We start from the raw sequence: 22036 nt of genomic DNA on the forward strand, positions 1-22036 counted from the left end.
CGGCAGCCGCCAAGTCGTCGCAATGAAAAACGCCCGGACAATCCGGGCGCTTTGTTTGGCAGCAATGCGGTCTCAGCCATCAATGGTGCACTGGAAGTCCTTGGGGTTGTTCTCCTTGCCCAGTACAGCTTCCGGCGGCTTGTTGAGACCCTTGTCGGTCGAGATCGGCACGCCATTGCCCTGAGGCATGACCACCGGAGGCTGGTTGTTACCGATAAAGCCGAACTGGCCAGGGCTGAAATGCTGGCTACCTTGCGGGTTGGTCACGATGATCTGGCCGCTGCTCACGTCGACATACAGGCCGGGCTGCGGGGTCCGGCCATTGTTGTTGACGTAACCGCCACAGTCATTCTCGCAATACAGCGCGCCCCAGTCGGTACCGCGAATGCCTATGGTCGCGGTCGGTGTGGCCATACGGTAGGCATCCAGGCTGTTGCGCTTGCCCACCAGCCCAGTGACCGCACGCAGACCACCCTTGATCAAGCGGAAGAAGGCATTGTCCTCTTGCGGGCGGGCCTGGTCGAAGTGGTAGTCATCGACCCGGAGCTGGGTATTGGGGCGCAGGGTCAGCTCTCCGCCATCGGTGAACTTGATGCGTGCATAGGTATTGCCGGCGGTACTGAGCAGATCGCCGCTATCCACGCCCGACATCAAGCCCAGGATCTTGGCCCCGCCATCGACCTTCTGTGCGGTGAGCACGCCGGCCAACTGGGTAACCGTGCCGGCTGGCGCCGCCTGTGCGGCCAGCGCCAAGCTGCCCAGCAAGGGCAGTATCAGCCGGCAGAGGCGACTGGCATCAGCACTTCTTGGGTTTCTTGTTCTTTGCATTGTCTTGTCCCTGCTCATTTGAGCCATTGCCGGTCGTACCTTGCTTGCTATCGCTTGCGGCCTTACCCTGGCCGCCAGCCGCGCCGCCCGTTGCGCCATCGCCCTGGCTGCCACCGGTATTGACGAGATTGGTGGTGGCATTGCCGGCACGGATCAGGATGCCGGCACTGTCCGGCGAATTGCTGAGCCCACCGGTGGATGTACCCGGTAGCGCATTACCCTGCCCATCGCTAATGACGACGATACCGACGGCGCTCTGCAGTTTCTGGCTCGCGGCTGGTACCGTGGTACGCAACACGATGCTGCCATCGGCACTGGCGGTGAGCGCGCCGCCATGGATATTCACGCTGCCAGGCACGGCCGAGAGGATGCTGCCTTGCGCGGCGGCCAGATCGACAGGACCGACACCGGCATCCAGCAGCGCCAATACCAGGTTGCCCCGGGCGTTGTAGCCAATGGCGCCACCGTTGGAGACGGAGGACGCACCGGGCGCCATGATCAGATCGCCGCCCAAGGCCGCCAGCTTGATGCTGCCGCCCTGGGTGCTGATATTGGCGTTCTGCATCACGCTGCCACCGGCCTGCACCTCACAATTGCCGCTGGCCACAGCCAGATCACCGTTGATGGTGACGTTGTCATTGCCGGAACTGCTACTATTGGCCAGCAGGCGGATGCCGTTGCCGGCACGGATGCCACCGGTACCAATCTGCAAGGGGCTATGGGTGATCAGGCTGGCACCACCGCCGACCTCGACCAGGCCAACCGTGGTCAGCCCGCCAAAGGTCTCGATGGACAGGTTCCCGCCCGCTGTAGCAGCCAGCAACTGGGTCGCCTTCTGGTTGCTCAGGGTGATATTGCCTGGCGCCTGCAGCGTCAGTTGATCCACGGCCAGGCTCAGGCCGCTGATATTGCCACCAGCCGCTATATTGGCGCTGCCGGCCTGCACGTGGGGGCCGGTACCGCTGCCCAGCACATTGCCGGCACCGACCAACTTGACGGCGCCACCACTGCTCACCTGCCCCAGCACCAGGTCGCCTACGTCGTCGTGCAGCTCCACCGCACCGGTTGCGCTGGTGGAGACGGTACCGAGATCATTGCCGGCCGAGGCCAACGTAATGGCAGCGCCACTGAATTTGCTCTGCCCGGTAAAGCGTACCGCGACACTCTGGCTGATATTGCCGGCTGCGGTCACATTGGCATTGGCGGCCTGGATATCACCCAGTAGCAGATCACCACTGGCCTGATTGACCGAGAACAAACCGGTAGGCACGCGGATGCTGCCGCCAGTCTGCAAGAAGGACTGCGTCACCGTCATATTGCCAGCCAGTACTGCGCCGCCGCTCTGCTGCCACTGGGCGGTACTGAGCGTGCCGCCAACATCAAGCTGGCCACCCGCCATGATCACGCGACCGGCAGAGTTGATGGCGTCGAGCTGTACATTCCCGGCCGCGCCGTCGAACAAGACGCTGGCACCGGCCGGCAGATTGACGCTGGCAACGTTGCCCAGATCGGGCAATACACCACCTGCCCAGTTGGCCGGATCGCTCCAGTTGCTCGAGGCCCCACCCACCCAGGTAGCGCTGGCCGCCCGGGTGATGTCGGCATGACCGCTCGCCCCGCCAGCCGCGAGTTGATAGTTACCAGCATCAAGGCCGCTGAGCTGCACACCGGTGATAGTGACCAGCTTGCCGGCTCCGACATTCTTATCGATAAACTGGCCGCTACCGCCTGCGCTCCGCACGTCATCACCGGCGATCAATCCGCCCAGACCATAGCTGTTGAGGGTGGCCTTGGTATTGCCGTCGTAGGCCTTGTTGGCCACTACCACATTGGAAAGCGTAAGTAGCGCCGGGGTAATGTCGCCAGTCAGGGTGCCGCCGGCCGTGGTCAGTGCATAGTTGCCCGCGTCCGCCCCCTGCAGTGCCAAGTTGGCTGTATTGATGGTCTTGCCGGTACCCACGTTCTTATCGAGGAAGCTACCGCTACCGGCTGCCTGCACCACATCGCCCGCCAGTATCCCGCTCAGCACGGTACCGGCCAGATTGAAGTTGGTCGTACCGTCGTAGACCTTGCTGCCGGCACTGCCACTGACGGTCAGCGAGACCGGGTTCACGGTCACGGTATTGCTGGTGGAAGCAAACCGATAGCCCAGGCTGGAAAGCAGCCCCCCCAGGTAATCCACGCCCCAGGTGCCAACCGCGATATTGCCGGAGCCGGATCTGCCGGCGTTGACTGCATCAAAGGTAGCCGTGCCGGAGAGACCGGCGGTGGTGAGCGTGTCGCTATCGATCAAGCCGGCCGGGTCGATGCTGTAGCCGGTAGGCAGGCCGCTGCCGTAGCTGACTGTGCCGCCGTTCGACTTCACCTGCAGCACCGGCGCGGTGCTGTAGAGGAACCAGTTGCCGCTGCTGGCATAGCTGGGCGTGGCGCCGGTAAAGCTGACATCGTAGTGCTTACCGTAGGTGCCGGCACCGTTACGATTGCTGGTGACAGGGTCAACGGTGTAGACCAGGTAGCGGCCACCGATACTCATATTGGCAACGGTGCTGTTGAAGGCGCTGGAGGCGACCATGATGGTGTCGCCACTACGGTTCAGCGTGCTATTGAGCGCCACATTGCTGCCCTGCAGGATCAGACTGGCAGTCGGGTCGATGCCGCCCAGGGTACCGGTGCTCAAGGTCAGGGTGCCACCGGCACCGCAGCCACCGATTTCAAGGCCAAAGCTCGCGCTATAGGGGTCGATTGCTACCGTCGGGGCGCTCACCAGCGCACCACAACCGCCGCTGATGACCAGACCATCTGCCTGCAGATGGACCTTGCCACCGGCGTTGACGTTGGCGGCGACATAAAGCGATGGCGCCTTGAGCGTCACGGCCGCTGGGGCGTAGATGGTGTTGTAGACATTGATGGAATTGCCCGCCTCCGCCGTCAGCGAAAGCCCCGCACCGGCAACGGAGACCGGGTCCCAGAAATTGATGCTATTGGTGGCCTGCAGGCTGACGTTGGTGGTGGCGGCACTGAGCGTGGCACCCAGGATGGTGGACGAACCAGACGGCAGATCACCGAAGTTGATGACCGGTAGGCTGAAGCCGCAGCTCGACATGCAGTTGATGACATCAAGATCGGTCGGGTCCAGCAGCAGGGTACCCATCTTGCCTTTGAGCGCCGTGGTATCGACCTGGCCGTAGAAGTCCAGGATCTCCTTGCCGGACACCTCGACAAAGCCCCCATCACCACCACTGTTGCCGCCACGCGCCGCGATGCTGCCCTGCGCAACAGTATGCTTGTCGGACCAAAGTATGACCTTACCACCGTCGCCCTGGCCGGTGGCGCTGGCATCGATACTGGCGCTGCTGGCGAGCACGGTCTGGCTGGCGTTGTGTGTTGCCGGGTTCTTGCCTTGATAGTCGCCACCAAGCAGCACGGTACCGCCGCCGTCGCGTCCGCGGGCATCCACCGTTGCACTACCGAACAAGCCCACCCGGCCACCCAGCAACTGGGCTTCGCCGCCCTTGCCCTGGGCGCTGGATACATCCAGGCTGCCATAGTGCAGCGTATCGCCGTTGCCGGCGTCCACCAGCACCTGGCCACCATGGGCCTCGGTCACGCTACCCACGGCCAGCGTGATGTCCCCGCCGCCGGCCTTGAACACAACACGGCCATCCGCTCCCTGCTCCACCCGGTTGGCGCTGACCAGGCCCTGCTGCCGGATGGCAGCCGCGAATACACCGATACGACCTTGCTCGGCGATCAACTGGCCGACATTGAGCACCTGCCCTGCAGGTGCCTGCAGTTTGACCCGGAGGCTGGTATCGACACCGTCCACCAGCTCCACGCTGCTGCCGGCAGCCAGCAGGATCTCGCCCTTGGGCGAGACCACTACGCCGCTGTTCCCGACCTCGGGGGCGATCAGATAGACAAAACCACCGCTGGGCGTGGTGATATGGGCGGCATTGCGGATACTACCGGCGCCCGCGCCATCGAAGCGCAGTTTGCCGGCTTTGAAGTCGTCGTCGCTGATATTGAGCGTGGAGGCCACGAGGCCGGCGGTATCGACCTGCGCCCCCTGGCCGAAGACGATGCCGTTGGGGTTGATCAGGAACACCCGGCCATTGGACTGCAGCGTACCCAGAATCTGTGACGGGTCCTGCCCAGTGACCCGGTTGAGCACGGCACTGGCGGCATGCTGCTGGATAAAGCGGGTAGTCTCGCCGGCACCGATGGAGAAAGCCGACCAATTGATGATGGCGCCTGGGGTATTGGTCACCACCAGGTTGTTACCCTGCTGCTGGATGCCGGCTGAGCCGGCCACCACCGTGGCCCCGCTGGGGTTGGCCAAGGCCTGCGATGCGTAGCAGGCTGCGATGGCGACAAACAAACCATTCAGGGCAAAACGCGAGGGCTGCGACGTCTTCATGCTCTCTCCTTCCACCCTGCTCGGGTGGCCGGGCGGTAATGCGGCCCGGAATACAAACAACGGTCAAATCAGTACGACAAGGTGGCCGAGAAGTGGACCTTGGTATCACCCTTGCTTTCGCCCCCGCCATCCTTCAAGGCCTGCGCCACATCCAGGCGCAAGCTGGCACGGCGGCCCCAGCCCAGGCGCAGGCCTAGACCCGCGCCGGCCAGGGTGGCGCCATTGTTCTCGCCCGGCAGGGCGTGGTTACGGCTTACATGCCCGTAGTCGACAAAGGCGACGCCACGCAGCAGCCCTTCTTTCCAACCCAGCAGGCTGCCTACATCGGGACTGAAAGCTTCCAGGCTGCCGAGTACGCCCTCATCGTCGGCCAATACCCGCTCGCCATAGCCGCGCACACTGGCTACGCCGCCCAATCCCAACTGCTCGGCCGGTGGCAGGGCATCGCCGGTGAACTGGGCACTGAGTGCAATATGGGTACTCCAGTCGCGCGGCAGGCTGTAATAGAGGTTGCCGCCCAGGCGGGCGACGGTATAGCGGTCCTTGGCGTTGCTGCGGCCCGAGACCAGGGCCAGATCCTCGCCGGTGGACAGGTTGTGGGCCAGGCTGGCATTCCAGTCCCAAGACCAGCCGCTGTCCTGCCGCTGCGCCTGGTAGCCCAGGCTGATGGGCCGCAAGGTGTAGCTGCTGCTCGGCAAGCTGGAGCCGAGGAATTCGCTGTCGGTATCGAAGCGACGCCAATCCAGGCCCCACAAGAGCTTTTGCTGGTAGGCACCCAAGCTCGGCAGCGCCTGTGCATAGCGGGCGCCGGCCACCTTGCCCTTGCCGCTGACGTTGAAGAGCCCCTGCAGCGCGCCGGAATCGACGCTGGAATAGCCGGCATAGAGGCTGAGGCTATCGCCCAAGTCGTAAAGGGGCAGCTTGTAGCCCAGACCAAACAGGCGGACCTTGCCGGGCTTCTCGGGCGAGGTGGTGAACTGGGCCGTGAGGACCTGGTCGCGATCAAACAGATTGGCGTGCTGATAACCCACCGCCAGGCGGGTCTTGCCCGTCTCCTCGCTGCCAGTGTTGTCCACGCTGGTAAAGACCCGCCAAGGCTTCTCGTCCTCGACCTTGATCGCGGCATCGACCGTTTGCGGTGCAGCACCGGCCTGCAATGTCGCCGCCACACGGCGGGAGGGGTTCTCATTGGCCAGCCGCAGGCTCTCTGCCATGGCGCCGGTATTGGGCACCTGACCCTCATGCAGCGCAGGCAAAGCGCGGCGGACATTGTCCGCACCAAAGTACTCGTTACCCTGAATATGAACCTGGCCCAAGCGGGGCTCGATCACCTTGATCTGCACCACCCCCTGCCGCAGTTCCTGTTCGGGTAGGTAGACCTGCATGGCACCGTAGCCGGCGCTGCGGTAAAGGCCCTCCAGGGTCTCCAGCGCATGCTGGACGTCCGAAAAATCACGGGATTCTCCGGTAAACGGCGCCAGCGCGGCCTGGATACGGGCTTCCGGCAATACCGTATTGCCCTCCACGCGGTACCGCCGCACCGGAAACTGCAGCGTGTCCTGGCCGTACGCCCATACAGCGGCGCACGCCAAGAGCGATACGATGACCGGGGATCTACTCATCCTGACCTCAAGAGCCTTTTAATATTTTACAAGCCGCGCGTTAGGGAGCAGCACATGCAGAAAGGAAACCCCGGCGCTCACCGTCAAAATAACCTCGGCGACGGCTCTCCCCTGATCCGGCCCCGCCGCCGGTCGGCGGAAAACCTCAACGCACTCGACAGAGCCCTGCAATAACCTCAGTTTTTCAATTACTTAGATTCGCTACACTGGCCAAAAGGGCGCGCTACACAGAACCACTTTAGATCGCTCTCCCTATCCGCACCAGATAAGAATTATCTAAAGCTCGAATGTAGGGCGATAAAAATACGCTAAGCCAGCTGAATACTAGATGCCACCGCCGCCGATGGACATGGATTGCAGCAGGTGCATCCCCTCTTCCGAGACGTAGTGACGGAAATTGAACTGCTTGAGCTGGCGTAACACGGTGCTGGCATCGAACTTGCCGGAAGAGATGGAATCGCGAATGCGCTTGAAGCGGCCACACTCCAAGAGCAGGGCCTGGCGTCGCTTGACCACCAACTGGGCATGGTGCTTCTCGATGATGACCGACAATTGCAGCCAGACCAGCAAGGCGCCAGCAGCGAACCACCACTCCATGAACAGCGCCACCACGCAGCACAGCACTAGCAGCAGGTACCAGACCAGGTCGGCATGCGGAAAGTCCGGCGCCCAGTTGCCCAGCTTGGGCCAATTGAGCTTGAGCTGGCTGATGATGCGCTCACGGTCGTTGGCATCGCGCTTAAGGCGGGCCCAGATGGCGTCGAATTCGAGCGCGATATACCACTTGTCGTACAGCCTGGACTGCAACCAGCCGGCGATACGGTAGTTCTCGATCTTGGTCCTGAGCAATTCGCGATATGCATCGCTCGCCAGCGCGGGCAGCAGCTCCCATTCCGGGTGCGCCAGCTGGCGCCGCACGATCAGCGGAAAGCCCAACACCTCGATCAGTTGGCCCTTGCGGGCTTCGATGGCGGCACGGTCCAGCCGCTCATCCATCTTTTCAAGATCGGCATATTCGTCGATCAGCGCATCCAGGCGGTCTAGCGAGGGCGAAACCAGCGGGTTCTTGGCCAGGGTACGACGCAGGCTGTTGAGCTCTTCCTGTATGCCCGGTACCAGGTACTGGGTCTCAGGCGGCCAGGGCATGCGCAAACAGCTCTCAACCTTGAAGAAGACCTCTTCATAGTGTGAGGCGAAGGCGCGCTTGTACTCCTCTGCGGCCGTCGCATCCTTGTCGCGTTCGTTGGTGCTGATCGGGGGCGAGGGTGGCCGGCGCTGCACGTCGAGCCGCAGGTTGTTGATCATCTGCGCGAACTCGGGCGCCACGCCGATGCGGGCGAACATGGGCGCGAGTTCCTTGTGGCGCTGGCGCAATTCGTCCAGCTCCTTCCAGATATCCCATTGCGGCTTGTTGGTTTCGGCCATGTTGGCGCCAGCCACTCCCTGTTATCGTCTTTATTCGATACGGCAGGCCGCGTCGAACGGCAGACGCGGGTTGCGGGCGTACACCCCGTCCTCGGCACCGTAGCCAAGGTTGATCAGGAAGTTCGACTTGACGGTAGTGCCGGCAAAGAAGGCCGCATCCACCTTGGCGTTGTCAAAACCCGACATCGGACCGCAGTCGAGGCCCAGGGCTCGCGCCGCCAGCATCAGGTAAGCGCCTTGCAGCGTACCGTTGCGGAAGGCAGTGGTCTGAATCAGTGCTTCGTTGCCGGCAAACCAGCTGCGGGCGTCGGAGTGCGGGAACAGGGTGGGTAGTTGATCGTAGAACGCCAGGTCATGCGCCACGATCACGGTCACCGGAGCCTTGAGGGTCTTGGCGCGATTACCTTCCGAGAGGGCCGGTTCCAGCTTGGCCTTGGCAGCGGCCGACTTCACGAACACGAAGCGGGCCGGGGAGGCATTGGCGCTGGTCGGTCCCCACTTGAGCAGGTCATACAAGGCAGTCAGGGTGGCATCTTCCACCGGCTGATCGGTAAAACCAGAGTAAGTGCGGGCGTTCAGGAACAGTTGCTCGAGTGCCGGGTTGGCCAAGGGGTGTTTCATGGTCGAAATGGTCGCAGGATCAAGATGGGGCCAAGGATAGCCGGCCATACGGCCGAATGCCAGCCTAAGCCCGCGTGCAGCAATGAAAACGCCCCGCAAGGCGGGGCGTTTGTGGTGCGAGCGCAAGTAGCTGGGCGCCGCTTATTCTCGATCACCGCTGAAGGCCATCAACAGATTCAGGAGGCTGATAAACACGTTGTAGATGTCGAGATAGAGCTGCAACGTAGCGGTGATGTAATTGGTCTGACCACCGTTCACGATCTGACTGACATCGTACAGGATGTAGGCCGAGAAGATCAGCGTGGCGATCACCGACACGGTCAGGCTCAGTGCCGGGATGGCCAGAAAGATGTTGGCCAGCGAAGCCAGCACCAGCAGCACGAGGCCCACGAACAGGAACTTGCCCATGAAGGAGAAATCCTTCTTGGTCACCGTTGCCACCGTCGCCAGGGTAAAGAAGATGGCCGCGGTCCCTGTTGCCGCCATGGCGATCATCTGCGGACCATTGGCAAAGCGCAGCGCGATCTGCAGGTATTGCGACAGCCACAGGCCCATGAAGCCGGTGTACGCCAGCAGCAGGCCCACGCCAACCGGACTATTCTTGGTCTTCTCGATGCCATAGAAGGCACCGAAGCTCACGCCCAGGAACAGCAGCGGACCGAGCCAGCCACGCAGCATGAAGTGCATGGACACGCCCGCCAGCGCGCCGATCGCCGTTGGAATCATGGACAGCGCCAGCAGCAGATAGGTATTGCGCAACACCTTGTTGCGGCTGGCGGCAAGGTCGTAACCCTGCTCATAGGTGGCGGTCTGCCAGTTCGATTGCATAATCGGCTCCTCGTATTGCACGTTCGTTATGGAGACCACAGCCACAATGCCGGGTGTCCCAGTGCATCAGATTACGGCAAAGGGGCAAAGTTTCAAACCGTGGCCGGCCGGGCATGGTCACAATGGGGTGCTCACGGCGCCATCCATGCATCCCGGTTTTCTCCCTAGCAGGTGGGTCCAGGGCCGGTGCCTTACCCTGGCCCAGTCATATGAACGCCTCTGCGGCTGTGTGCGTCGGCAACAACGCTACAAGCCCAGAGCGCTCGTCAGGAACGCCTTTACATCTGCCTCGGATTTCCTGCCTTGCTCCAAATTGGCCCCGGCAGAGACACCTCTGCTAGTACATTGCTTGTACTCGGCACTCATGGTCTGCAGGCTGTCGTATCGCTCCCCTGCGGGCAACCTGTAGTAGGTTTCATGCAGCACGTCGAGCATGGCCAGGGGGCATTCACGGAGCGTTGTTGCGCTTGGGAAGTACTGGAAGTAAACCTTTGTGTTATCGAAATCGTGATAGGCCCCCGGGTAGAGGTGTATCTCCACGGATTGCCCATCACGCCTCATGATGTCCGCAACATTGAGACAGTGCTGCGCTGGCGTGTAGTTGTCCTTCTCTCCCAAGGCCAACATCAAAGGGGCGCCCGCCAACGTGGGCCGCGGCACTTCCCACCAGATCTGCGCACATCCGGGATAGAAGCCGATCAGGGCGGCGAATCGCGTGTCATCGTCGAGGACGCCTTTGCGGAAAGCCTCAAGGACCATGTCCATGGCAACGTGTCCGCCACGTGAGAATCCAATCTGCCCGATCTTCTTCGGGTCGATACGCGGATCGGTGCTGAGCAGTTTCAAGGCAAACAGCGCATCGGCATCGTTGGCGGCGGGACTGAGCTGCAATTGGTCGTCGATGGTACTGCTGATGCCGCGGCCGCCAAACGAGTCCACCACGAACGCCGCGATGCCCATTTGGTTGAACAGGCGCGCCCAGCGATCGATATCCTTTTGTTGCACGCCAGCTGAGCCGTGAGAGATCACCATGGCAGGAACGCGGCCCTGGATAGTCTCGGGCATATATAGCGTTCCCCAAATCGTCGCCGGTTTCTTGTCATATTTCCTATGCACAAGCTCCCATTTGCTCCTGGGGGTGACGCTGTTGAAATAGATCTTTCCGATCGGCTTGGTCGAGAGGTTGTCGTAGATTTCCTGGCCGAGCACGGGCAGCGTCATTGCGACCACAGAGACCATATGGAATAGATGACGCAAAAAACCGACTTTCAAAGATCACCTCGCGAGGTCGTTGTACCGGCGGCACAGGGTCGAACTAGGCCAAAGTGTAATGCTGCTGTATGGACAAGCACGATACCTACGCCTCGTGACGCACGTCCGTTACGTAAGCTACAGCAAACATGCCGGCACCCCGCCCGTCAGACTGACGCAAAGTTCAAACCGTGACCGGCCTGGGCATGGTCAAAACGGAGCGCTTGCGGTACCATGCGCGACCTGATTTCCCTTGTACTGCAAGGGATGCTGCCGAGCGAGGGCTCCCTCCCGGCATCCCCAAAGGAAGCGTGGCCGAGTGGTTTAAGGCAGCGGTCTTGAAAACCGCCGTAGGTGTAAGCCTACCGTGAGTTCGAATCTCACCGCTTCCGCCAAGTTTCGAGAAAATTCCTTATCAATCAGAATTTTCACGCTTCATCAGTCTGAGCATGCCATTCATTTTGGCGCGAGATGACGCTCCATTTTCACCGAGCCAGTGTCGTACCTTGCTTTGGCAGTTCTCCGGCCTGCTCTGGTCGTCCGGTGTTGCCGTTTCCAGAGGCGGCTCTGTTCAAAATCCAACCATCTGGGGCTGCCGGATTGGCTGTTACCGAGTAATCCCTGCTTCCGTAGCCGTCAGGTAAAACCCCTTGTCCGGCGCATACCCCATCGGTTCGCCGAGTACCCTCCCCCATTTCTTCGCCAACTTGGCAGGCACGTCCGATGCCTGGAATTCCGCGAACGCCCGTTGCCATCGGTTGATGGTTGCTGCGGGCGTCCCTTTGGAGAAAGCGATAAAGGCCGGTGCTTCCGAGATCACGAAAGCCGGTGTCAGTTTGTCGGGCGACACCCCGGCCAGGGCCGCATCCACCTTCAGCTCCATATCCGATATTGCGATCAGATCAATACGCCCGCGCATCAACAGCTTCAAACTCGCCGCGTGGGTGACCGCCTCGTCGACCCGGGCGCCGTGGTCCTTCATCAGCTTGGTACGCCAGTCGCCACGCATGCCGCCGACGATAAGATTGTGCAGCGTAATATCCTCAAAGTTGTCTACTTTCAGGTAGCTGTCTGTTCGCTTGTAGACCATGTGCTTGCGGGTAGTGATGGGGCCGATGAAGGTCAGTCCCATGGCCACCCGCTCAGGGGTTCGGCCTAGCGTGAAGATCAGCACATTGGGCCGGAGTTGTGCGGTCTGCTGCACCCGCGACCACGGCTGGATCTCGATGGGGGTCTTCTCCCCAAGGCGTGCGCGAAGATCGTTGACCACGTCAGTGGTGATACCGGTGATCTCGTTGCCGACGGTGTAGTTGGCCGGCGGCTCTTCGGTAGTGAGTATCCGGAACTCGGCGTCCGCTGCCGGTGTTGGCAGGCTGATGAGGCCAAGACATACGCCAAGCAGCAGGGCGGCCATCTGCCGGTAGGTTGAGTACCGACAGTTCAGGTCGGCAAGCATCGCTGTGCGCATATTCTGTGCTTTCCTCAGCCTGCCCGGGCCGGCTGTTTGCCCTGGTTGACGGTGCCGGCCGAGCAGCAATCTCGGAAATGGCACTACCCCTGAATCAATGTGCGCTGTATGCTAATTTGATTAACATTGAATACCTAGCAAACCCGCTCGATGGAAAACAAGACCGCTCGCTTCACTGTACTGATAGATCCCGCCAAGAAAAAGGCCTTCGAGGATCTGTGCGCAGCGCAGGACCTGACCCCATCGCAAGTCGTCCGCCAGCTCATTCGAGACTACCTGTCCAAGCACGGCGTGAGCTATACCCCCTCCAAGAAGCCCACCAGCAATCCCAAGGTCAAGTGATCCGGCGGGCCTAGCGTTCTTCGTCACGCCCCGTTCCCATCGGCACCTTGAAGTAATCGCGACTGACCCGGATGACACCTTCCGCCGCTTCGCTGAGCAACATGGAGCGCGCTCGCGCCATTGTCGGGTCCTGCTCCGCCAGCTCCTGACACACAAGCAGCGCTTGGCGCAGGTCGGCGAAGTAGTTTTCGGCACCGATCAGATCCAGCAACCCCGCCTTCTGCAGCTTCTCCCGCACCCGGGCGTTGGCGCCGGTGAGCATCACCCTGACCTGGCGCGAATGCAGATCGAGCACCACTTCCTCCAGGGTCTGCAGCCCGGTAATGTCGATAAAGGGCACCCAGCGCAGCCGGATGATCAACACCCGCGGGTCGGTATGGGTACCGGCCAGCGCCCGCTCCAGATTCTCCACTGCCCCGAAGAAGAATGGTCCTTCAACTGCGAAGACCAGTACACCTGGCGGCAGGCGACTGATGCCCTGGTGGGTGAACTCTTGTTGCAGCTCCTGCTCCGTTGCCTGCCTGACCTCAACGCTCGAGGCCATGCGGCGCAGGAACTGCAGCGTGGCCAGAATGACGCCGATGTTTACCGCAACGACCAGATCGGCGAAGACGGTCAGCATAAAGGTGACCAGCAGGATGATCACATCCGCCCGCGGTGCGCGGCGGGCCATTTTCAGAAAATGCCGCGCCTCGCTCATGTTCCAGGCCACCACGAACAGGATGGCTGCCAGTGCGGCCAGGGGCACGCTGGCAGCCAGTGGCGCCAGAAACAATATAGTGAGCATCAGGGTCAGGGCATGGGTGATGCCCGACAGTGGGCTGGTACCCCCGTTGCGGATATTGGTGGCAGTACGGGCGATGGCGCCCGTGGCGGCAAAGCCGCCGAACAGCGGCGCCAGCACATTGGCGATGCCTTGTCCGACCAGCTCTTGATTGGAGTCATGGCGGGTACCGGCCATGCCGTCGGCGACCACGGCCGACAGCAAGGATTCAATCGCCCCCAGCATGGCGATGGTAAAGGCTGGCCCGATCAGTTCGATCACATGCCGGAAAGTCAGATCTGGTACCTGGAAGGACGGCAGCCCCTCAGGAATGCCACCGAAGGTACTGCCGATGGTACGGATACCCGGCAGCTGACACAGCGCTTGCAGAACGGTCACGGCCAGCAAGGCGATCAGCGGGCCGGGAATACGGCGCAATCCCGGCACCTTGGGCCCATGGAGCACCAGCAGCAGCGACAGGCAAGCCAGCAAGGTGGTAGGCCAGTGCAGCTCAGGTAGCACCAGCAAGGTATGCCATAGCTTCTCGTGAAAATGCTCGCCGGCCACCGCCGGCAGGCCCAGGAATTCCCGCCATTGCCCCACCCAGATGATCACCGCTATGCCGCTGGTGAAGCCCACGATCACCGGCGCCGGGATGAACTTGATGATCCCACCCATCTTGGCCAAGCCCAGCATCAACAGCATGGCCCCGGCCATGAGGGTAGCGGTCTGCAAGCCGGCAATACCGTATTTGGCGGTAATACCCGAAAGGATGACGATAAAGGCCCCCGTCGGGCCGGCGATCTGCAGTCGACTGCCACCGAAGGCCGACACCGCCAAGCCGGCGATGATCGCGGTGTAGATTCCCTGCTCAGGCTTGGCGCCAGACGCGATGGCGAAAGCCATGGCCAGCGGTAAGGCCACAACCCCGACGATCAGGCCGGAAACGACATTGGGTGCCCAATGCTGACGCCGCAGCAGGCCGGCACGGTAGGCATCAAGCAAGGCGATCACGGAGCTTCCCCAGGCGCATCGGATGTGCGTTCAATACGAATCAGATATGAATCTAGGTCATCCCTCATGTGCATGCCACGTCCGGGCACTAGCGCTTCTCCGGCACCTCTGGACGAACAGCGCGCAGGTAGCGCAGGTCGTCGACTGCCGGCACGCCTGCCAAGAGGCACAGCAAGAGCGCCAGGGGGATGGTTGCGCTGTAGCCCACATGCTTGAAGCCAAGGGCACCCACGACGCCGCCGCTAAGGAAGCAGACCCAGAGCGTGCTGTGGAGACGAAGCTTGGCCCGGTTGGCCGAGACTGTCGGTCGGAGGTTACGGCTGCGATTGACATAGAGCAGCTTGCCCAGCTCGATCCCGATATCCGTGGTCAGACCAGTGACATGGGTGGTACGGATGACGGCGCTGGAGATTTTGGTGATTACCGCATTCTGCAGGCCCATGATGAAGCAGAGCAGCAAGACCGTCGCCGGGACCAGCAATTCACGCAGCTCGGCCAGGTAGCTACCTGCCACACCAAACAGCAGGAGCAGCAGAGCCTCCAGCAGCAGGCTCAGCGCATAGCGGCTACGCAGGTGCCGGCGTGCCGCCCAGTTGGTCAGGATGGCGGTGGTGGCTGAACCACTGATAAAAGCCAGGATGGCGGCCAGCGCGGCCAACAGCGCAGCCAGGTCACCCAGTACCGCGGCGTCGGCCATGCTGGAGACCATCCCGGTCATGTGCGAGGTATAGCGTCCCACGGCCAGGAAGCCGCCGGCATTAACGGCACCGGCCACGAAGGCGAGCGCGTAGCCCAGATGACGGTCCGAGCGGCGGTTGCGCTCATGTCCGGTCAGATTGCGCAGGTAATCGACAGGCATCGCGTACCTCTCATGGCGAGGTCAGCACCCGGCGCCCGGCTGTGCCGGTGCTGGTTGTGGGATTTCGTCCAGCGGCCAAAGCTGCCGATGCAGGCCTGCCAGCACATGCTGGAAGGAAATGCCGCAGCGGCTCGCCATCACCTGTGCACGCTTGGCCAGTCGAGCCTTGCCCAAACGTGGCTTGTCGGCCTTGATCGCGAACACCACGACATTGGCACCACGCTCGGCATCGACGATCAGGACCAGGTTGCCAAAGACCCGCTGGATCCGGGCGATATACACCTCGCGCAGCAAATCGCTGCCGAGCAGGTTGACTACCATCACGCCGCCCACGCGCAAGGCGTCATGACAACCCTGATAGAAGGACGGTGCAGCGAGCTCGGGACATTGCCCCTCATGGTCGAACCCATCGACCAGCAGCACATCCACACTGGCGTCCTGCCGGCACACATAGTCCGCACCGTCCTCGCACACCACCCGAAAGCGCATATCGTCGTCTGGGATATGGAATTGCTGCCGCAGCGCAATCACCTCGGGATTGATCTCCACAACCGTGATGTCGGTTTCGGGCAGGTGCCGGAAGCAGAATTTTGGAAGAGAGCCACCGCCCAGCCCGATCATCACCATGGATTGGGGAATGTCGGTGAGCAACAGAAAGCCCATCATGGTCCGGGTGTAGCCCAGGCTGAGCTGGTAGGGATCATCCAGCCGCATCAGGCTCTGGGTGGCCTCGATGTCGAAGTGGAGGGAGATCGTGCCGGCTTCCTCATAGACAAACGGTTTGCCGATTGGCTTGCAGCGCAGCAGCAGATGATCGACAAAATTCTCGGCCGGGTCCGGCATCACGGTGTCGCCTTGCTCGACGGAGCCGTCGGCCAGGTGAAGGTGACGGCCACGCTGGCCGGCTTGAAGCCGAGAGCCCCCTCTTCCAGCTGATTGAGCAACAGGCCCAGTGCCACTGCGTCGCCCTTGATGGTCAAGGCCAATTGCTGCGCCGCTTCGCTATCCACGCTGTAGGTGATAGACAGGCTGGCGCACAGCCTTTGCAAGGCCAGTTGCCAGCCCTGAGCCGGGCGAGCGCCGCGGACGAGCAGTTGTCGGGTAAGGATGGGCGGCTTGCTCGACATCGCCGTTACTGCAGTATCGGTCGGCTGAGATCGGTGCTGAACAGAGTCACATCGTCGCGCTTGGTCCAGGCCTGGTCCATCAGAAACAACCCGCCCTTGGGGTTGTCATGGGCCACCAGGATGTGCGCCCGGGGGACGCCGAACTCTTCCAGCTGTGCGATCGCCCGGCTGACCAGCGCGGTCGCCAGGCCGCGTTTGCGACAGTGTTCGTCCACCGCCAGGTGGTAGAGGTAGCCGCGCCAGCCATCGCTGCCACAGAGCACGCTGCCCACGATCGCCTTGTCCTGTACCGCAACCCAGCTCATCTTGGGGTTACGGGCCAGGAACCGGCGGATCCCGCGCTCATCATCCCAATCCCGCATCACGGACCCTTCGTTACGCTGCCAAAGCTGCTGGCACTGCGCATAGTCGTCTGCATTCATCAGTCGCAGCGCGATCTTGTCTGCCATGGGGTTCCCTCACTTCCTTACCTTAACCAGAGACTTGCTCGCCTCCACCAGTTTCATTTCATTATAATGAAATTAACATTGAAGATGGTTCGAATGTGCCTACCATCACAATGAGAAGGTCTGCGCCCGGCATCCACCGGCCAGCCCTCATACATCTACAGCCAACACAGGTAAGAACATGTCTGCTTTGCCCAAATGCCCGAAATGCGGTTCGGAATTCACCTACGAGGACGGTGCCGTCTTTGTCTGCCCCGAATGTGCCCACGAATGGATCCATGTGCCGGCCGACGAGGCCGAAGTGAAGGTGGTGCGCGACGCCAATGGGAACGTTCTGCAGAACGGCGATGCCGTGGTGGTGATCAAGGACCTGAAGGTCAAGGGCTCCTCGCTGGTGGTGAAAGTTGGCACCAAGGTCAAGAACATCCGCCTGGTGGAGGGAGACCACGACATCGACTGCAAGATCGACGGCATCGGTGCCATGCAGCTGAAATCAGAGTTCGTGAAGAAAGCCTGAGCCGGCACGATCGCCGGTACTACACGCTAGGAAGAGAGGAACCATGCTGGCCAGGGATATCGTCAACAGCACAACCATCGGCGCCATGGGCACGATTTTGGTGTCGGGTACCGTTGTGAAGGTAGGTACGGCCGGCGGCGAGACCGAGATCGGCCCGGCGCAGCGCTTCGAACAGCTGGTAGCCGACCTGGAAGTCCTGTCCAGGGCGGGCGATATCGGCGAGATATGGAAGGAATACGAAGGCGGACCGGCGGATACGTCGGTGGTACGTGTGCGCTTCAAACGGCTGCGATAACGCGTCCATGCAAACGTCTGACGGGAACAGGGATGCCCTGTTCCCCCTCGGCGAAGCCAATGCGCTGGTGCTGAAGGCCAACACCAGACAGGCCCAGTGTCGCTTGGAAATATCCCAGATCCAACGCACGATCGATAGCCTGGGCGTCGAACTGCGGAATATGCGGGATCAGTTCCTGCTGCCGGCGCTACGGACCGAAACCACCTACCTGCTCGATGACGACGCCGTGCAGCACTCCCTGCACCGGGCCGAGCTGCGGCTGAATGGCCTGGCCTCCTGGTTTGCCGATGCGGAGACGACAAACCAGTTCCTGCAGCAATCGACCACCGAGATTCTGGGCAAATACCAAGGTATTGCCGAGCTCGTTTCCAAGGCGATCACCATGCTGCCGACTGAATCGGTCATCCCCTTTGCGGAGCTAGGTATCCACTGTGCCAATGCCGCCCAGGAATCCCGGGCACTATTGAGCTTGATCACAGCACAGAAGCAGGACCTGCTAGCCACTGCGGAGCTTGTTGCGGCCGTCTTGGCGGCGATCACGGCCATCCGCGAAGGGGATGTACCGCGCAGCGCCGTGGTGGAAATGCTCAATCATCTTGGGCGCGGGGAACGCAGGCGCTCACAGTAGCGGCAATCGGCAAGCCTATGGAAACCGCGCAGACACCCTGGTGGGAGCGGATGCCAAGCGGGTTGCAAGCGGTTTTCCAGGCCCTTGGCTCGGGCCCACCCACGTTTGCCGCCAAGGCCGGCCCGGTCGCAATACTCATGGGAGAGTTCTCACCTATCACCCCCAACCGCTGAAGTGCCTCGATGGTTGGCGAACAAAGCAACCCGCCCCGTACTTGAAGCCCTGCCAGCGCCACTGGCATTGCTGATGCCACTGGTCTAATGTGGTCGCTAGATAACAAGCATGGCGAAGCCTGGACGGCATTGGGGCAAATTACCCCTGCCTGAAGGCATTTGCGATGTATGGGTAGGAGGAAATATGCGCTGCAACGTCTTACCGATAGTGCTTATCGCAAATGGCGCCCCACCCCGTCCGGTGCCCGACGCGCCCCTTGTCGCCCAGACAGCACGCCTTTCCGCGCACCGCCGGGATACTGGGGCTGGCCCGGTTAACGCCAACCTTATGACGGCCGTCAACCGTTGCCTCGATATCCGTATGGAAGCGAGTTGGCCATGACGGGTAAATCGGCAGGGTTCATGCACAGCAAGCGCCTAGGCTGGGTGCTGGCCGCGGCCGTGGCCTTCGTCGGCGCGTTGCTGGCCGGGCACTTTCTATGGAATCCCCAGGCATCGCCCACTCTCCCCCCGGTGCAGATCACCATAGCCACCAATGTTGGCTATGCGGCCAGTTGCCCCGTTATCGCGGCCAAGGCCAAGGGCTATTTCGCCGATCAGGGCATCGCCATTACGATCCAGCCCCAGACCAGTGGCAAGGCCTCCATGGAAGCCCTGTTGCAAGACAAGGCCGCCTTGGCGACTGTGGCCGACATACCCGTCATGTTCGCCGGCTTGAACCGCCAACCCGTATCGGTCATCGCGACCGTATTCAGGACTGAAAAGGACCACGGCATCGTTGGCCGCAAAGACCGCGGCATTAACACGCTCGGGGACCTGAAAGGGAAACGAATCGGTGCCACCCTCAATACCTCGGGACACTTCGCCCTCAACGCCCTGTTGAACCGGCAGAAATTGGCCCCCAGCGACGTGACGATCCAGAACTACACCCCAGCCGAACTTGCGCCGGCCCTGCTCAACGGGGAAGTGGATGCCATTGCCACCTGGGAGCCTATCCTTGACACCTCGCTCAAGGAGCTGGGTAACAATGGCACGGCCTTCTATGGACAAGATGTCTATACCAGCCTGTACAACATCGCCGGGAAACGGGATTACATCACCGGCAACCCGGAGCTGATCAAGAAGGTACTGCATGCCTTGTCGCGCGGCACCCGACTCTGCAGCGAAGCCCCCGAGGAAGCCCGTACGCTGCTTGCCGCCGAGACCAAGAGTGACCCGGCAAAAATGAAGGCGGCCTGGTCTTCCTACCGATTCAACCTCACGCTGGACCAGGGCCTCATCATGGCATTGGAAGACGAGGCTCGCTGGGCGATGAAGAACAACCTGACCAGCGCGACCGAGATGCCGAACTATCTTGATTACATCTATCGAGACGGCCTGGAGGCCATTGCACCGACCGCGGTAACAATCATTCATTGAGCCAACACGCCTCTGCAACGGACCGCATAAATCCCGGCGTATGGGAAGGCGCCGTCCGAATGCCACTCGACAGCTACGCCCAAAGGTTCCGCCATGCCTTGCTGTCGCAGGTGACCGCCTGATACCACATTTGGCGGACAAGGCCCGCGGGTGGCCGCACGGCTCGATTTCCGGCGAGCAAGCAGTCCTCGCTACGATGGATGGCAATTTTGAGCGGAATGGCCGTCAGGCCGCTCAACATGAGGCGATGTTTATGAAGATCGCAACAAAACTGCTGCTTGCCGGTGTATTCGCAGCGTGCGCCATGGCCGTCACTGGCCTGGTATTGCTGTCCGCTGCCCAGCAAATGAAGCGGGAGCTGGCCAGGAATGAGGCTGCCGGAGAGATTCTCAATGCGGTGACTGCCGTTCGATATCTCACCCTCGAATATGTGGTGGGCCATGGGGAACGTACGCAATCACAACTGCAGCAGCGGCATGAGTCACTGTCCAAGCTATTGGCGGGTGCGACGGGGTTCGACGGCCAGGAGGAGCAGAAAATACTCGCTGACCTCCAGAATACCCAGCAGCAGGCCAAGTCCCTGTTCCTGGAGCTCGTCAACAATCGCAAGACCGGGCAGGCCAAGGACAAGCTGGCCATCATGGAGGAGCTTGAGGCCAGGCTGACAGGGCAGATCACGAACAAGGCGCAGGACATGATCGCCGTCTCGCTCGCCTTATCGGACCGTAGCCGGCAAGGGGTGCTGGATGCGCAGCGGCAGGCGAGCATCGCGATCATGATATTCGGAGGGGCGATACTGCTTGTCGGGGTTCTGATCTGGATATTGATACTGCATAGCGTGATCCGCCCTCTCGACACGCTGCGTGCCGGCATCACCCTGATCGGTAGTGGCAATCTGGAGCACCGGTTGGCCATCACCGCTCAGGACGAGATTGGCGATCTCGCGCGCGCCTTCGACGAGATGTCGGAGAAGCTGCAAGGGACAACGGTCTCGCGCGATGAGCTGGGTGCAAGCAACCAAGCCCTGCAAGCTGAAATCGCCGAGCGCCAGCGTACTGAAGCGCGCTTGTACCAACTGATGCAGGAGACCCAGGAAACGGTGGACATCCTGTTTACTTCAACCGAGGAAATCATGTCGGCAACAACCCAGGTAGCGGCTGGGTCGACCGAGACGGCCAGTGCCGTGAGTCAGACGGCCACAACGGTAGAGGAGGTGAAGCAGACCGCACATGCCGCAACAGAAAAGGCTCGCGCGGTCTCCGACGAAGTCCAGAGGACGGCTCAAATCTCGCAGGATGGACGGAGATCGGTCGAGGAGTCGATCGAATCCATGCACCGCATCCAGGAACATATGGAATCCGTAGCCGACAGCATCGCCCGCTTGAGCGAACAGAGCGTGGCCATCGGTGAAATCATCGCGACCGTCAACAATCTGGCAGAGCAGTCCAACATGCTCGCGGTCAACGCCTCCATCGAAGCGGCCAGGGCCGGCGACCATGGCAAGGGCTTTGCGGTGGTCGCCCAGGAGGTCAAGTATCTGTCCGATCAATCCAAGCGTGCCACATCCCAGATCAAGGGGATCATTCACGACGTCCAGAAGGCAACCACGCAAGCGGTACTGACCATAGAGCAGAGCAGCAAAGCGGTGGAGAAAGGTGTGCGGCTATCCGGGGAAGCCGGCGCCTCTATCCGCGACCTGAGCAACAGCCTTGACGAGGCCGCCTCGGCGGCCATTCATATCGCCACCTCGGCGCAGCAACAGCTGATCGGCATGGACCAAGCCGCCATCGCGATGCAAAGCATCAAGCTGGCCAGTGAACAGAACGTGGCGAGCACGCTGATGACCGAGGATGCCGCCCAGGCCTTACATGCGCTCGGGCAAAAACTTAAGCACCTGCTCGAGCAGTATCACTTGTCGATGAAAATGCACGCACCAACCACTGTTGAGCAAGAGTCGCCTTAGCGCGACCAAAACTACTGGCTAACGCGGCAC

At 61.3% G+C, this 22036-nt stretch carries 18 protein-coding genes, 1 tRNA gene and 1 pseudogene; 7 read left to right on the forward strand and 13 right to left on the reverse strand.

The features are described 5' to 3' along the window. Positions 1 to 72 precede the first annotated feature (72 nt). The 7 genes from VIM95_RS00580 to VIM95_RS00610 form a co-directional block, all read right to left on the reverse strand. Entirely contained in the window at positions 73 to 828 is a 756-nt protein-coding gene (locus VIM95_RS00580) for a FecR family protein (RefSeq protein WP_331981503.1), read from the reverse strand. Continuing rightward, positions 797 to 5245 carry a beta strand repeat-containing protein gene (locus tag VIM95_RS00585; protein ID WP_331981506.1) on the reverse strand — a complete coding sequence of 1483 codons (4449 nt, stop codon included), beginning with the start codon at positions 5243 to 5245 and terminating at the stop codon, positions 797 to 799. Before VIM95_RS00585 ends, VIM95_RS00580 begins: the two co-directional genes overlap by 32 nt. 68 nt (positions 5246 to 5313) lie before the next feature. After that, the gene (locus VIM95_RS00590; protein ID WP_331981509.1) at positions 5314 to 6867 is read right to left on the reverse strand and encodes a ShlB/FhaC/HecB family hemolysin secretion/activation protein; all 1554 of its coding nucleotides are present in this window, start codon (positions 6865 to 6867) and stop codon (positions 5314 to 5316) included. Positions 6868 to 7191: 324 nt separating this feature from the next. Next, the gene (locus tag VIM95_RS00595; RefSeq protein ID WP_331981513.1) at positions 7192 to 8292 is read right to left on the reverse strand and encodes a hypothetical protein; all 1101 of its coding nucleotides are present in this window, start codon (positions 8290 to 8292) and stop codon (positions 7192 to 7194) included. 30 nt (positions 8293 to 8322) lie between these two features. Beyond that, positions 8323 to 8913: a malonic semialdehyde reductase gene (locus VIM95_RS00600; protein ID WP_331981516.1), complete on the reverse strand. Its 591-nt coding sequence runs from the start codon at positions 8911 to 8913 to the stop codon at positions 8323 to 8325. A gap of 141 nt (positions 8914 to 9054) precedes the next feature. Next, the gene (locus VIM95_RS00605; protein WP_331981519.1) at positions 9055 to 9741 is read right to left on the reverse strand and encodes a Bax inhibitor-1/YccA family protein; all 687 of its coding nucleotides are present in this window, start codon (positions 9739 to 9741) and stop codon (positions 9055 to 9057) included. Positions 9742 to 9987: 246 nt separating this feature from the next. Further along, a complete protein-coding gene (locus VIM95_RS00610) occupies positions 9988 to 10962 on the reverse strand; it encodes a dienelactone hydrolase family protein (protein WP_331981522.1) in 975 nt (324 codons plus the stop codon). Positions 10963 to 11297: 335 nt separating this feature from the next. Here VIM95_RS00610 and VIM95_RS00615 point away from each other — a divergent pair. Beyond that, positions 11298 to 11387 (forward strand) — tRNA-Ser (locus tag VIM95_RS00615). A 212-nt stretch (positions 11388 to 11599) separates the two neighbouring features. Here VIM95_RS00615 and VIM95_RS00620 read toward each other — a convergent pair. Beyond that, positions 11600 to 12448 carry an ABC transporter substrate-binding protein gene (locus VIM95_RS00620; RefSeq protein WP_331981525.1) on the reverse strand — a complete coding sequence of 283 codons (849 nt, stop codon included), beginning with the start codon at positions 12446 to 12448 and terminating at the stop codon, positions 11600 to 11602. Between the two features lie 162 nt (positions 12449 to 12610). On the opposite strand from VIM95_RS00620, the gene VIM95_RS00625 reads away from it, so the two are divergent. Next, a complete protein-coding gene (locus VIM95_RS00625; RefSeq protein WP_331981528.1) occupies positions 12611 to 12802 on the forward strand; it encodes a CopG family transcriptional regulator in 192 nt (63 codons plus the stop codon). 10 nt (positions 12803 to 12812) lie between these two features. Here the strand turns inward: VIM95_RS00625 and VIM95_RS00630 are convergent, their stop codons facing one another. From VIM95_RS00630 to VIM95_RS00650, 5 genes and pseudogenes are all read right to left on the reverse strand, one after another. Beyond that, the gene (locus VIM95_RS00630) at positions 12813 to 14579 is read right to left on the reverse strand and encodes a SulP family inorganic anion transporter (protein ID WP_331981531.1); all 1767 of its coding nucleotides are present in this window, start codon (positions 14577 to 14579) and stop codon (positions 12813 to 12815) included. A 130-nt stretch (positions 14580 to 14709) separates the two neighbouring features. Continuing rightward, positions 14710 to 15438 (reverse strand): annotated as a pseudogene (locus tag VIM95_RS00635) (YoaK family protein); the annotation flags it as partial. Positions 15439 to 15459: 21 nt separating this feature from the next. Further along, positions 15460 to 16281, reverse strand: a complete 822-nt coding sequence (locus tag VIM95_RS00640; protein ID WP_331981537.1) for a polyamine aminopropyltransferase — start codon at positions 16279 to 16281, stop codon at positions 15460 to 15462. Then, positions 16281 to 16565, reverse strand: a complete 285-nt coding sequence (locus tag VIM95_RS00645) for a hypothetical protein (protein ID WP_331981540.1) — start codon at positions 16563 to 16565, stop codon at positions 16281 to 16283. Before VIM95_RS00645 ends, VIM95_RS00640 begins: the two co-directional genes overlap by 1 nt. Positions 16566 to 16570: 5 nt before the next feature. After that, positions 16571 to 17014, reverse strand: coding sequence for a GNAT family N-acetyltransferase (locus tag VIM95_RS00650; protein ID WP_331981543.1), 444 nt, complete (start codon positions 17012 to 17014; stop codon positions 16571 to 16573). A 178-nt stretch (positions 17015 to 17192) separates the two neighbouring features. On the opposite strand from VIM95_RS00650, the gene VIM95_RS00655 reads away from it, so the two are divergent. The 5 genes from VIM95_RS00655 (at position 17193) to VIM95_RS00675 (ending at position 22006) form a co-directional block, all read left to right on the forward strand. Then, on the forward strand, positions 17193 to 17528 hold the full coding sequence (locus VIM95_RS00655) for a zinc ribbon domain-containing protein YjdM (protein WP_331981546.1): 336 nt from the start codon (positions 17193 to 17195) through the stop codon (positions 17526 to 17528). A 43-nt stretch (positions 17529 to 17571) separates the two neighbouring features. Further along, a complete protein-coding gene (locus tag VIM95_RS00660) occupies positions 17572 to 17823 on the forward strand; it encodes a hypothetical protein (RefSeq protein WP_331981549.1) in 252 nt (83 codons plus the stop codon). Positions 17824 to 17890: 67 nt separating this feature from the next. Next, positions 17891 to 18451, forward strand: a complete 561-nt coding sequence (locus VIM95_RS00665; RefSeq protein WP_331981552.1) for a hypothetical protein — start codon at positions 17891 to 17893, stop codon at positions 18449 to 18451. A 551-nt stretch (positions 18452 to 19002) separates the two neighbouring features. Beyond that, the gene (locus VIM95_RS00670; protein ID WP_331981555.1) at positions 19003 to 20043 is read left to right on the forward strand and encodes an NrtA/SsuA/CpmA family ABC transporter substrate-binding protein; all 1041 of its coding nucleotides are present in this window, start codon (positions 19003 to 19005) and stop codon (positions 20041 to 20043) included. A 130-nt stretch (positions 20044 to 20173) separates the two neighbouring features. Then, entirely contained in the window at positions 20174 to 22006 is a 1833-nt protein-coding gene (locus tag VIM95_RS00675; RefSeq protein ID WP_331981558.1) for a methyl-accepting chemotaxis protein, read from the forward strand. The last annotated feature ends 30 nt before the right edge of the window (positions 22007 to 22036 follow it).

The sequence above is a fragment of the Chitinimonas sp. genome, assembly GCF_036568685.1.
Lineage (GTDB): Bacteria > Pseudomonadota > Gammaproteobacteria > Burkholderiales > Chitinimonadaceae > Chitinimonas.

Bases quoted from the DNA above. Each gene is read 5' to 3' on its own strand.
- VIM95_RS00580 (WP_331981503.1), bottom strand. From the start codon at position 828: ATGCAAAGAACAAGAAACCCAAGAAGTGCTGATGCCAGTCGCCTCTGC.
- VIM95_RS00585 (WP_331981506.1), bottom strand. From the start codon at position 5,245: ATGAAGACGTCGCAGCCCTCGCGTTTTGCCCTGAATGGTTTGTTTGTC.
- VIM95_RS00590 (WP_331981509.1), bottom strand. From the start codon at position 6,867: ATGAGTAGATCCCCGGTCATCGTATCGCTCTTGGCGTGCGCCGCTGTA.
- VIM95_RS00595 (WP_331981513.1), bottom strand. From the start codon at position 8,292: ATGGCCGAAACCAACAAGCCGCAATGGGATATCTGGAAGGAGCTGGAC.
- VIM95_RS00600 (WP_331981516.1), bottom strand. From the start codon at position 8,913: ATGAAACACCCCTTGGCCAACCCGGCACTCGAGCAACTGTTCCTGAAC.
- VIM95_RS00605 (WP_331981519.1), bottom strand. From the start codon at position 9,741: ATGCAATCGAACTGGCAGACCGCCACCTATGAGCAGGGTTACGACCTT.
- VIM95_RS00610 (WP_331981522.1), bottom strand. From the start codon at position 10,962: ATGACGCTGCCCGTGCTCGGCCAGGAAATCTACGACAACCTCTCGACC.
- VIM95_RS00620 (WP_331981525.1), bottom strand. From the start codon at position 12,448: ATGCTTGCCGACCTGAACTGTCGGTACTCAACCTACCGGCAGATGGCC.
- VIM95_RS00625 (WP_331981528.1), top strand. From the start codon at position 12,611: ATGGAAAACAAGACCGCTCGCTTCACTGTACTGATAGATCCCGCCAAG.
- VIM95_RS00640 (WP_331981537.1), bottom strand. From the start codon at position 16,281: ATGCCGGACCCGGCCGAGAATTTTGTCGATCATCTGCTGCTGCGCTGC.
- VIM95_RS00645 (WP_331981540.1), bottom strand. From the start codon at position 16,565: ATGTCGAGCAAGCCGCCCATCCTTACCCGACAACTGCTCGTCCGCGGC.
- VIM95_RS00650 (WP_331981543.1), bottom strand. From the start codon at position 17,014: ATGGCAGACAAGATCGCGCTGCGACTGATGAATGCAGACGACTATGCG.
- VIM95_RS00655 (WP_331981546.1), top strand. From the start codon at position 17,193: ATGTCTGCTTTGCCCAAATGCCCGAAATGCGGTTCGGAATTCACCTAC.
- VIM95_RS00660 (WP_331981549.1), top strand. From the start codon at position 17,572: ATGCTGGCCAGGGATATCGTCAACAGCACAACCATCGGCGCCATGGGC.
- VIM95_RS00670 (WP_331981555.1), top strand. From the start codon at position 19,003: ATGACGGGTAAATCGGCAGGGTTCATGCACAGCAAGCGCCTAGGCTGG.